At 69.7% G+C, this 10,653-nt stretch carries 9 protein-coding genes; 6 read left to right on the plus strand and 3 right to left on the minus strand.

Annotated elements, in window-relative coordinates; genetic code table 11:
- From LQ326_RS46255 to LQ326_RS46270, 4 genes are all read left to right on the plus strand, one after another.
- A partial coding sequence (locus tag LQ326_RS46255) for a transposase (protein WP_234545223.1) occupies positions 1 to 274 on the plus strand: 274 nt, incomplete at its 5' end.
- Positions 271 to 849 (plus strand): IS3 family transposase, encoded by a 579-nt coding sequence (locus tag LQ326_RS46260; protein ID WP_234545224.1) that lies wholly within the window; start codon positions 271 to 273, stop codon positions 847 to 849. The genes LQ326_RS46255 and LQ326_RS46260, both read left to right, overlap by 4 nt.
- A gap of 59 nt (positions 850 to 908) precedes the next feature.
- Positions 909 to 1,157, plus strand: coding sequence for an IS3 family transposase (locus LQ326_RS46265; RefSeq protein ID WP_234545225.1), 249 nt, complete (start codon positions 909 to 911; stop codon positions 1,155 to 1,157).
- A 95-nt stretch (positions 1,158 to 1,252) separates the two neighbouring features.
- A complete protein-coding gene (locus LQ326_RS46270; protein ID WP_234545226.1) occupies positions 1,253 to 1,612 on the plus strand; it encodes a hypothetical protein in 360 nt (119 codons plus the stop codon).
- A gap of 86 nt (positions 1,613 to 1,698) precedes the next feature.
- On the opposite strand, the gene LQ326_RS46275 is transcribed toward LQ326_RS46270, so the two are convergent.
- Complete coding sequence (locus LQ326_RS46275; protein WP_234545227.1) at positions 1,699 to 4,416, minus strand: helix-turn-helix transcriptional regulator; 2,718 nt, start codon at positions 4,414 to 4,416, stop codon at positions 1,699 to 1,701.
- A gap of 449 nt (positions 4,417 to 4,865) precedes the next feature.
- The gene (locus LQ326_RS46280) at positions 4,866 to 5,366 is read right to left on the minus strand and encodes a cupin domain-containing protein (RefSeq protein ID WP_234545228.1); all 501 of its coding nucleotides are present in this window, start codon (positions 5,364 to 5,366) and stop codon (positions 4,866 to 4,868) included.
- A 178-nt stretch (positions 5,367 to 5,544) separates the two neighbouring features.
- Between LQ326_RS46280 and LQ326_RS46285 the strand changes: the two genes are divergently transcribed.
- Positions 5,545 to 6,540, plus strand: coding sequence for a LysR family transcriptional regulator (locus LQ326_RS46285; protein WP_234545229.1), 996 nt, complete (start codon positions 5,545 to 5,547; stop codon positions 6,538 to 6,540).
- Positions 6,541 to 7,120: 580 nt separating this feature from the next.
- Positions 7,121 to 7,441, plus strand: coding sequence for a MoaF-related domain-containing protein (locus LQ326_RS46290; protein ID WP_234545230.1), 321 nt, complete (start codon positions 7,121 to 7,123; stop codon positions 7,439 to 7,441).
- Positions 7,442 to 7,968: 527 nt separating this feature from the next.
- Here LQ326_RS46290 and LQ326_RS46295 read toward each other — a convergent pair.
- Positions 7,969 to 10,275, minus strand: a complete 2,307-nt coding sequence (locus tag LQ326_RS46295; RefSeq protein ID WP_234545231.1) for a molybdopterin-dependent oxidoreductase — start codon at positions 10,273 to 10,275, stop codon at positions 7,969 to 7,971.
- Between the last annotated feature and the right edge of the window lie 378 nt (positions 10,276 to 10,653).

A 10,653-nucleotide genomic window follows, 5' to 3' on the forward strand; every position in this document is an offset into this window, starting at 1 on the left:
CACCGAGGAGTTCAAGCGGGACGCGATCGCTCTCGTCGACTCCTCGGGCAAGACGGTCACCGCCGTGGCCCGGGAACTCGGCATCAGCTCCGAGTCCCTGCGCGGCTGGTACCGCAAGGCCAAGACGGACCGGGGCGAGGGCGAGTCCGGCGAGCTGACCAGCCCCGAGCGCGAGGAGCTCAAGCGGCTGCGCAGGGAGAACCGGGAACAGCAGCAGACGATCGAGATCCTGAAAAAAGCGACCGCCTTCTTCGTAAAAGAGAACGACCGGTGAGCGACCTGTACCGGTTCATCCACGCGGAGAAGTCGAACTGCCCGGTCACCCTGCTGTGCCGGGTGCTGCACGTGGCCCGCTCCTCCTACTACGCCTGGCGCGAGGGCGACGCCACCCGCCGCAGGCGCCGGGCCGCCGACGACGCACTCGCGCACGAGATCACCGTGCTGCACATCGCCTCCCGCCGCACCTACGGCGTCCCGCGCATCCACGCCGAGCTGCGCCGCCTCGGGCGGCGGGTGAACCGCAAGCGCATCGCCCGCGTGATGCGCGAGCGCGACATCCGCGGCGTCACCCGCCGCAAGTACCGCTCGCTGACCCGGCCGGACAAGAAGGCGAAGCCGGCCCCGGACCTGATCAGCCGCGACTTTCACGCCGAGCGGCCCGGAATCAAGCTGGTCGGCGACATCACCTGCCTGCCCACCGCCGAGGGCTGGCTCTACCTCGCGTGCTGGCTCGACCTGGCCACCCGCGAGGTCGTCGGCTATGCCATGACCGACCACCACCGCGCCGAACTCGTCGTCGACGCCCTGGACATGGCCACGCCCGGGGCCACCTGCAGCCCGGCTGCGTGATCCACAGTGATCGCGGAAGCGAGTACACATCGACCCAATTCCAGAACCGAATACGGGAGTTGGGACTGCGGCGGAACTGCGGGCGCACCGGATCACGCTTCGACAACGCCGCCGCTGAAAGCTTCTGGGCCCTCCTCAAGGAGGAGATCGGCACCCGGACCTGGCCCGACCGGGCCACCGCCCGAGCCGAAGTCTTCAACTTCATCGAGACCTTCTACAACCGCCGCCGCCTGCGCAAGCACAAGATCTTCGGCTCCCTCACCCCAGCCGAGACCAGGCAGCGGCAACAGCACGCCCTCGCAGCATAACGATCGAGTGTCCAAGATCACGGGGAAACTTCAGGCAGCGGTTTCCCCGCGGCCTCTACGACCCCCGCGCCCTCGCCCTGGCCGCGCTGGAGGCGGTGGTCAGCCAGCAGGAGATGGAGGCGGAGGCGACGACGGAGGAGGTGGTTCACTTCCTTGCCTCCCTGGCCGCGTCGGCGGCGCCCGAGCGCGCTGCCGCGGAGCATCTGGCGGTGGCCCGGTTCGGCCTGCGCGAGCTGCTCAACGACGGCCAGGACGGCGAGGATTTCGACGTTTCCTACAGCGACTACCGCGAGGGGCACAGCAGGGTGACCCTGTCCCTGCGGCTGCTGGAGGAGGGAATCGGGCGCGCCGGCTCTCGTCATCGGGCCGAAGCCCGGTCGCATCCGACCGCCGACGGGCAAGAATTCAAAAACGCCGATGGACGGGGCGTGGCCGACTCGGCGGCGTCCTCGTGATCGCAGCGCTCCGACGAAGACGACGCTCCTCCGACCTGCAAGAAGGCCTACGGCCGTCACCTTTTACGGATTCACCGTACTCCGCGTCAGTCGCTCACGGACGCAAGGACGGCGGCGAGCTGCGATCGCCGGTTGATCTGCAATTTCGCGTAGGCGTTGTACAGGTGCACTCCCACGGTGCGGTGGGAGAGATACACCCGGTCGGCGATCTGCTTGTTCGTATACCCCTCGGCGGCCAGCCGGGCGACGTGCAGTTCCTGAGCGGTGAGCACGCTGCCGACGTCGAGGCTCACCGGCGACTGTGTTCCCTCTCCACCACCGGCGGCTCGCAGTTCTTGTGTCGTTCTCTGGGCGAGCGGCGTCGCGTGGTGCGACTCGAAGGCGTGCAACGCCGCGGAAAGGTGGCCGCGTGCCTCCATGATGCGGCGGTCTCTCCGCAGCCACTCGCCGAAGAACAACCGCGTCTTGGCCAGGTCGAGGAACGCGGTCGTCTGCTCCCCGCGTCTGATCGCCTCCTCGAAATGGGAGCGTGCGTCGCTGTCCGGCGCCAGCAGTGCCCGGGACCGTGAGACGAGCATCGCGAGATGGTCGGAGTCGCTGGAAGCGAGGGCGGCCGTTGCCATGTCGAGCCAGCCCTCCACTGCCTCCGGCCGGCCGGCTCTCACGGCGGCTTCGGCAAGGTCGCCGCCCGCCCAGACTCCGATGGGCGGATGCTCGACACTCTTCAGCAGGTGGGCGATGGCTTCGTCCGGTCGGCGCTCGTTCGCCGCTATCTGAGCGGACGCCCAGGACGCGGTGGCTGCCACCCTGGCGACAGGCATCAGTCCGGACAGCTCGGCGCAGGTCTGCAGAGCGGCGGTCGCGAGTTCGTGTTCACCGCGCCATGCGCGGGCGCGCGCAATGTTCGCCGCGGCCAGTGCCCCGACCACCGGCATGCCGAGATCGGAGCTGAGCCGCAGTGCCTGCTCCGAGTCGGCGAGGCCGGCAGAGATCGCGTTGGCCGTGACGCGTACCGTGCCGCGCCCGGCGATGGCCACCGTCTCGTCGCTCGTCCGTGCCGACCGGTGGAACATGTCGACCTCGGCGCTCCAGATACGGTCGGCCTCGGTGAGGTCATTGGTGTCCTCGACGGCGAACGCAAGGCAGTTCAGCAGCGTCGCGTCCGTATCGCGGAGCTGGCCGTGGAAGATCGACAACGCCTTCTCGACAGATGCGATCCGGTATGCCGAGCTGATCAAGGCCAGGCCGATGCCCTGCAGCACCTGCTGTTCCTCGGTGACGGCAAGGTCGGGCCGCCGTAGTTCGTCGGCCACGGCCGCCGTGATCTCAGCGGAGGAGTCCTGGCGCAGGTAGCTTCGCACCGCAGCCCAGGTGAGGACCTCCACCCGGTCAGCCGGGTTGCTCAGTGTCCGTGACAGCGCGACGAGTTCGTCACCGCGACGCCCCTGAAGCGCCGTGCTGGTGGTGGCGATCAACAATTCGGTGCGAGCGAACTGCACCAGTGACGCCTCGTCATGAACGATCGGCATGGCCTCGGCGAGCAGGGCGGCGGCATCGGCCGTCGCGCCCGCCTGCCGCGCGGCTTCTGCCGCCATCACCGTGCGTCGCGCCCGCTCCGCTGCGACCGGGGTCAGTGCGGCCGCGCGTCGCCAGGTGGCGGCCGCTTCGGCCCGGGCACCCCGACGGCCGGTCGCCACAGCGACCTCCTCGAGTTCGGCGGCGACCTCCTCGTTCCATCCGACGGCCGCCGCGGCCCGGTGCTGGACGGCACGTGCGGCATCATCGATGACCGCCGCCAGTTGTGTGTGCACGCGAGAGCGTGCCTCAGAGTCGGCGTTGTCGTACACCGCTGAACACACCAACGGGTGGCGGAACACGTAGGTTCCGCCCGTGAGTGTGATCAGTCCGAAGCTCTCGGCCGGGGCGAAGTCACGTTGGTCCAGGCCCAGGTTACGGGCCGCCTCGATCACTTCGTGGCTGCTCGAGCCCGCTCCCGCAGCGGCGACGAGGAGGGCGTGCCGCGTCGCTCGGGGCAGCAGGGCGACCTCGGCCAGGAACGAGTCCTCGAGACGTCTGCCCATCGGGACACGGCCGCGCTCGACAGGGGGCGGCCCTTCGAGCCAGGACGGGTCGGCCGACCATTCGGTCAGGGCGAGAGGGTTACCCCGTGCATACTCGACCAGACGGTGCCGTTGCGGCATCGTCGATGCAGGCGCGTGCAGCGCGACCAGGTCCAGCGCGTCCTCCTCACTGAGCGGCGTCAATGGCACGTGATGCTTGAAGTGCGGCCCATGGTCCGGGTAGATGCGATCAGTTCGGGTGGTGGCCACGAGCAGCGCCGGCATGACACCCATGCGGGCTGCAAGGAAAGTGACGATTTCGGCTGTCGACCGATCCAGCCAGTGCAGGTCTTCGATCAGCACCACGAGGGGACTTGCCGCTACGGCTTTCTCCAGCAGCCCGAAGACGGCAAGCCCGGTGATGAAACGGTCGGCCGGTTCTCCCTCCGCTCCGAAGGCCACGTCGAGGGCTGCGTGCTGGCGCGGCGGTAGTGCGTCGATGCGGTCGAGCAGCGGAAGCAGCAGTTCGTGCAACCCCTCGAATCCGGCCGCGCCCGCGCCACGGATGCCGTGACAGGACAGGATCTCGAAGCCTGACGAGGACGCCGCCTCGGTGACTGCGGATACGAGCAGGCTCTTTCCGATACCCGCTTCACCGGACACGAGCACAGAGGACCCGCGTCCCTGCCGCGCCGAATCGAGGAGTACCGTCAGCTGTTCGAATTCCCGATCCCGTCCGATCATACGCACATACCTGCTTTGCACATTCAAACGCCGGGCGGTGCCGCAGCTATGGGCCCTGTGTCGGTTCGGCACGGCAGTTCCTGCCGCGAGCTGAATGCAGTCATCATATAGCGTCACTTTCAGCCATGGCAGGTGCTCTGATTCGCTTCGATCGGATTGCCGAGGCGCAAGGTTTCGACCGGCAGACTCGAAACGGCCTGCGAGACGGGACGGCTTCATACGTGTGACCGGTCCCGTCGAGGTCCGCGGCGGCGTTCGGACCGCCGGAGAGCACTCGGTACCTGCCCTGCCGCAGCACGTCGGTGATCACCTCGCTCATGACCGACATCGGCTCGCGGCAGGCGGCGGGCGGCCGTGCGGCACGGACACGTCGGCTCCTCTGCGGCGGGACCGTGTCCCGTAGGAGGGCCGTGCGCGAACCGCCCGCCGGCACGGGCTCGGTGCCGGGCTCAGGGGAGCAGCGGCGGGCCGACGATCTGGATGCCGTGGGAGGCCGCAATGCGCGTCAGCTCCTCCGGGTCGGGGCCCGCGCCGCCGGCCAGGGCCTCGCCTGCGGCGAAGGGGACACCCACCTCGGCCACGAACTCGTCGAAGCCGCCGCCCGGGGTGTGCAGGGTCAGGAACCGCGCCTGGGGCGAGGTCACCACGAAGCCGTGCGCGAGCCCCCTCGGGAGCAGGGCCAGGGCACCCGCGCCGACACTGCGCACCTCGTTGCCGACCTCGACCCGCAGGGTGCCCTCGAGGACCAGGAAGGTCTCCTCGTCCGACTCGTGCAGGTGCAGCGGGGACATGTAACCGCGTTCCCCGCTGTGCTCCAGCAGCGCGTACACGCCTGCGGTGTCCGCAGCCCGGGCCCGGATGCGGACCAGGCCGCCCAGGAAGTTGACGGCGGTCTGGGTGTCGGGGTCCGTCAGGACGGGGAAACTGATGTTGCCGGTCAGGGATGTCACGTGGATCCTCGCTTCCGATGCGCTCGTCCTCATCTGAACAGAACGGATCAGGTGCCGTCCAAGACCGTTTCGTCATCAGGTGATGCCAGGACGGAATACCCTCGGCGCCGCGGGGGTTCGGTTCTCCGTCACGGCGCCGTGCGGCGTCCGGGTCCCGACCGCGAAGGTGACTTCTCCTGTGAACACGCCAGAACCACCGTTCAGGACGACACCGTCCGAGCCGGACGTCGAACCCCGGCTGCTGAGAGCCTTTCTCGCCGTCGCGGAAGAGGGGCATTTCAGGCATGCCGCGAGCAGTATCGGCGTCGCCCAGCCGGCGCTCAGCCGACAGGTGCAGCAGTTGGAGCGGCTGCTCGGGGTGGTGCTCTTCGATCGCACACCCCGGGGCGCCGAACTCACCCCGGCCGGCCGTCTGATCGTGCCGCACGCCGAGCGGGCGCTGGCGCAGAACCGGCGGCTGGTGCACGCCGCCCGGTCGGCGGCCGCGGGTTGTGAGGAGGCAGTGGTGCTGACGGTGTCCGCTCCGCTGCCGGGACCACCCGGCGGCCTCCTCGCCGAGACGCTGCGGTCCTTCCGCACCACTCATCCCCATGTGCAGGTGTCGGTGACGGGTCTGGACGACCACGACGAGACGGCCGCGCTCGTCGGCGGGCGCGTCGACGCGGTGCTGACCTGGGACGAGTACCCGGCCGACGGATGTGTGAGCGAGGCGCTGATCGAGGAACACACCAGCGCGCTCGTGGGACAGGGACACTCCAAGGCGCGCGCGAAGGAGGTCACGGTCTCCGACCTGGCCGACGACCCCTTGCTCTTCCCGCTGCGTGAGCGCGGCCATTGCTGGGCGCAGTTGCACGCCGCCGCACAGGCCGCGCGCGTCGAACTGAAGGTGGTGCCCACCGCTCCCTCGGCGGTGACGGACCTGGTCGCAGCGGGGCTCGGGGTGTCGGCAGTTCCGGCCTCGTTCCGTTTCGCCGCGCATCCGGAAGTGGCTTTCGTGCCGATCCCTGGCCTCTACAACCGCATGAGCGTCATGTGGCGCGGCGACGACGATTCGGGGACGGTGGCCGACTTCGTCGCCGCGTGCCGGGAGACGGCCCGCAGCCTCGCCACCGCCCACCCCGACGTGTGGCGACTGCCCGTCCGCCGTCCGCAGGCCGCGGCACCCCGGGCCTGAGGACGTCCTTGCCCCGGCGGTTGCCGTACGGCCGCGGGCCCCGTCCTCTTCCGCGACCGCGCGGCCGGCTTCGAACTGCTCGCCCCTCCGCCGCCGCGCAGCACACGGCCCAGTGGAAGGACGGCAACATCGCGGGCTCTCCCTGCGCCCCACCGGTGTCGACCAGTGGGGCGCAGTGCCGTCAGGCTGTCTCCAGGTGTGTGGCCGGGTGCACCCGGCTCACGAGGTACGGGAAGAGACGTGGGAAGGCTGCCGAACGCGCTCGATCGCTTACGTCGTCCGCCGAGCGGAACGTTAGGGCGTGTTTCGAAAGTCCCGTCGTCCGCCCGAAGGGCGGGCCCCGCAGCGTCTGGTGCGTGCGATCGCAAGGCGGAGGGTCGTCCTCGTACTGGACGTACTTGGACGAGCCCGACAACGCGGCGTGGGGGTACCCCCGGCCGAAGGCTGGGGGAGTGCGTGCCAGGCGTCGCGGGGCAGGCGGGACTTTCGAAACACGCCCTAGGTCGGACGACGGATGCCCCGCTGCGGGTGCTGGGGAATCCTGACAGGAACACGTATGAGCCCATCAGGAAGGCATGTCATGTCACACGAGCCGATGGCCAACCGGAACTTCTTCGCCGACCTGGGTCAGTTGTCCCTGGAGATGCGCTTCGAGTCCGACAAGCGGATGACCTTCACCGTCGTCAACGGCGGGGGCCTGGTACCGGACGGCCACACCGAGACGGTGGCCGTCACCTCGCAGGAGATCCGGCCCGAGGTGTTCCTCACTTCGTGGAAGGAGGAGTCAGGGGCGGCCATCACCCACCTGGAGGATGTCGAACGCGGCCGGGTCTACTCGCCCATCACGTTGCCGGACGGTACTCCGATCGCCCTCACGGGAACCATCAAGCCACTGGACTGAACGGTCGGTAAGCGGCTTTCCAGCGGTTCACGTCTTTCGGACGGGGGCGAACCGTGAACGGGTTCGCCCCCGTCCCCCGCACCGGCTGGCGCGACGTCCCCGACCCCGGTCCGTTCCAGGCAGGGGTCGCGGTCGACACGTCGGCATCCTCACCACCGGCGCCCGGACACCATGCCGGCCGGTACGGCGGCAGGGAGCACTCCCCGCGCGCCGCTGCGCGTCAGGCCTCCTGTTCGGCCGACGGAGTCGCGCCCCGCACCGCTAGGGCCCTGCACCATACACACGTGTGAGCGGCCGTCCTGGTTCGAACGCGACGATCGGCGGGAGTCGGCTGTCGGGGCGGGCGATCGGCCGCGGGCGTCGCGGAGGTGTCGACGGCTTGCTCCGGCAATCTCATGAGGGACCTCCCTGGCGGCAGCGGACGTCCCGCGCCCGGCGGCCGCCATGGCCCGCCGCGTGCACCTGGGCGGGCCGGATGTCCGCGGACACCGCTCCGCATGCGGTGCGAGCCCCTCACGACCGGCCCCTCAGCCGGTGACCAGCCGACGGACCCGCTCGCTGTCCCGCTGAGCGGTGTCCCGCTCCTCGGCGGTTGCCGGTTCCAGGCGGACCGGAACGTCCTTGTGATGCGGAGTACCGGCGATGGGGTCACGGTCGGCGGCGTCGGTCAGGAGGTTGATGCGGGGACCGTCGACCACGCGTCCGCCCCGGCCGTCGGGAACCGACATGCCGTAACCGTGGGGCAGCGCCAGCTGACCGGCGCGGAGCGTGCCGTCGATCTCGGCGCGGGCCACGACGCGGCCGGTGCGCGACACGACCGCCACCCAGTCGCCCTCCGCGGCTCCCACCGCGGCCAGGTCCTCGGCCCGCGCCCGCAGCGCGCCGTCCGGATCCGTACGGCGCCAGGCCGGCGGGCGCAGGATCTGGTTGGCGTTGTGGCTGCGCCGCTGGCCGCCGATCAATGACAGCGGGAACTCGGGGTCGGGCCGGTCCTCGGCCGGGTCCAGCCCGGCGAGCCACTCGAGCAGTTCCGGAACGTCCAGCCGGATGCGCTCGCCGCGCATCAGGCTCCACACCTCGTCGTAGGTGTGGTTGCTGAAGGCGAGCCCGCCGGGCGAGGAAAGGACCCGGTCGAACAGTTCCTCACCGAGGGCGGGACCGGTCAGCCCGGTGCCGAGCGCCCGTTGCACCTGGACGGTCATGCGCCGCGCCGCCTGGTGGCAACCGGCCCACAGCACCGCCGCGGGCGCCGCGCCGGCGGGCAGTGTGCGGCCCAGCGTCAGGTGCAGCAGGACCGGCGCGATGCCCGGTACGTCCTTCAGCAGCGGGGCAGCGCGCGACAGAAGACTCGCGCGGTCGGTACGCGCGATCTCGGTGAGGTGGTCCAGCACCTCCTGGCCGGGAAGCGCGCCGAGCTTGTCGAGCAGGCGGGCGTAGATGTCGGCCTCGGCCATGGTTCCGGGGAGCGGGTCGAACATCGGCGGACGCAGGTGGAAGTAGTTGACCGGCCATTCGAACGTGAAGTAGGTCCACTCCCACTTCTCGTGCTGGGAGGCGGCGGGCAGCACGTAGTCGGCGAGCGCCGCGGTCTCGGTGTACGCCACATCGACGACGACGGAGAGCTCTGCGGCGGCGATGGCGCGCTCGAAGGAGGCCGTGTCCGCGGCGGTGTTGGCGGGATTGGACGAGTCGACCCACATCACCCGCGCCCGGTCGGGACGGTCGGCCAGGAACTCCTCCGCGAGGGTGTTCAACGGCAGGTAGCCGCCGATGTACTCGAATCCGGTGATCGCCGAGCGCCGGCCGGTCGACTCCGTCCACAGCGGCGTCAGCCAGGAGTGCAGCGCGTTGGTACCGGGCCGGCCGAAGTGACCGGTCAGCAGGTAGAGCAGCTTCTCCAGGTAGCTGTTGAGGGTGGAGTTGCGTCCCTGCTGAATACCGAGTTCCACACGGACGGTCATGGCGCGCGCTCCGAGGATGAGGTCCACCGCCCGCTCCACGTCGGCTCGTGGCACCTCGGTGTGGGTGATGAACTCGTCCACCGGGATGCGGCGCAGTACCTCGGCCACCTGCTCGAAACCCTCGGCGTGCGCGGTCAGGAACGTCTCGTCCTGACCGCGCCGCTGGAGGATCAGGGCCAGGATCGCGCCCAGCAGGTAGGCGTCCGTGCCGGGCCGCAGCGGCAGGTGCAGATCGGCGGCGGCGGCTGTCTCGGTGCGCCGCGGATCCACCACGACCATCCTGCGCGTGGGATCGTTCTTGATGGTGTTCACGACGTTGCGGGCGCGGTTGAAGCCGTGTGCCAGCCACGGGTTGCAGCCGATGACAAAGAGCAGGTCGCACTCTTCGACGCCCTCGGCGGTGTGGCAGGTCTGGTGGCCGAACATCTTGCCGTTCACCCAGAAGTCGCCGGTCTTCTCCTGCGACAGCGCACCGAACAACCGGGTGGAACGCATCCACTGCAGCAGAGCGTGTCCGTAGGGGCCGCCGGAGTGGTTGCCCTGGCCACCGCCGCCGACGTAGGCCATCGGCCCCTCGTCCCCACCGGTGTCGTCGTCCCTGATCGCCCGAAGCCGGTCTGCGATCTCGGTGAGGGCGGTGTCCCAGTCGATCGGCTCGTGCGTTCCGTCGGGGCGGCGGCGCAGAGGCGTCGTGAGGCGGTCGCCGTGGTCGCCGTACCAGGTCAGCCGCTGGGCCTTCTGGCACAGATAACCCTCGGAACGCGGGTGCTCCCGGTCACCGCGGACGCGGGTGATCTTCCGGCCGTCGGTCTGGACCTCCAGTCCGCAGTTGACGTAACAGAGACTGCAGGCGGTCTTTTGCCACTGGTTCATCCGAACTCCCGCTCTCGTGCACACGTGTCCGCCCGAAGGGCACGACCGAACATACGTATGTTCGCACGAAGCCCTGCCGGCGCTCAGTACACCGTGCGCCTCGGTCGGACAAGGGCCGCAGCCGTGAACCGGTGACACGCCCTCTCAGTAGTAAACACGTATACATCACCTGACACATGTAGGCCGCAGGTTCCCCGCCGGGACATCACAGTGCCGCTGGTGTATCCGCGCGTTCCGTTCCCCGGTACGGCGTGTCAGCAGCCCGTGCCCGTTAGGCCCGATATGCCCCGATCGTCGGATCCGGCGTCCAGCGCGTCCCGCAGTTGCGTCCGCGTCGTCACGCCCAGCTTCGGGAAGGCCTAGGCCGTTTCTGGTGGC

The organism is Streptomyces shenzhenensis, from assembly GCF_021462265.1.
GTDB lineage: Bacteria > Actinomycetota > Actinomycetes > Streptomycetales > Streptomycetaceae > Streptomyces > Streptomyces shenzhenensis.